Source organism: Rhodococcus sp. EPR-157, assembly GCF_001647195.1.
In the GTDB taxonomy this organism is placed as follows: Bacteria; Actinomycetota; Actinomycetes; order Mycobacteriales; family Mycobacteriaceae; genus Rhodococcoides.
In genome coordinates this window covers 1-660 of sequence record NZ_LVCV01000653.1, presented here as the reverse complement: position 1 = coordinate 660, position 660 = coordinate 1, and the positions used below count along the sequence as shown (strand labels likewise).

The following is a 660-nucleotide window of genomic DNA, read 5'->3' as shown; positions in this document are numbered from 1 at the left end:
GAGGAAGCCGTAGCCGGGGTGGATGGCGTCTGCGCCGGACTTGCGGGCGGCGTCCAAGATCTTGTCGATGACCAGGTACGACTCTGCCGAAGTCTGGCCGCCGAGGGCGAATGCTTCGTCGGCCAGGCGTACGAAGGGGGCATCGGCGTCCGGTTCGGCGTAGACGGCGACACTTCTCAGTCCCGCGTCTGCTGCCGCTCTGATCACCCGGACTGCGATCTCGCCGCGGTTAGCGACGAGAACCTTCGAAATGCGCTTGCGTGCAACATTATTGGTCGATGACATGGCTGTCGATGGTCCTTTATCGCGAGTAGTGAGCATGAACGAAATGAGTTGGCGCCGTGGCGAGGCCGTAGCGGAGCTGCCCTGCTGGGTCGCCCCACCCGCCGAGAGACGACATCGGCGAGTCGAGAACGTCTCGGGCGGCCGGCGATGCGGTTGCGTGCGCTGAGGCTGCGAGCACTGCGGTGATAGCCGCGATCTCGGTATCGGATGGGTTGCCGCTGAACCCCAAGACAGCATTCGAACCGGCTGTGCGGACTTCCACTTCGGCGCTCACAGCAACATTCGCTTCGGCGCTCACAGCGGGATGTTTCCGTGCTTCTTCGGGGGCAGGGTGACCTGTTTGCGTTCGAGTAGTCGTAGTGCGGAGACGATCTG

2 protein-coding genes are annotated in these 660 nt (G+C 63.3%); both read right to left on the bottom strand.

From position 1 onward, the window contains the following. Positions 1 to 285 (bottom strand): biotin carboxylase N-terminal domain-containing protein (locus A2J03_RS27840; RefSeq protein WP_331712413.1); only part of this gene is annotated, 285 nt, incomplete at its 3' end. Between the two features lie 16 nt (positions 286 to 301). Then, positions 302 to 583, bottom strand: a complete 282-nt coding sequence (locus A2J03_RS27835; protein WP_068380955.1) for an acyl-CoA carboxylase subunit epsilon — start codon at positions 581 to 583, stop codon at positions 302 to 304. Positions 584 to 660 lie beyond the last annotated feature (77 nt).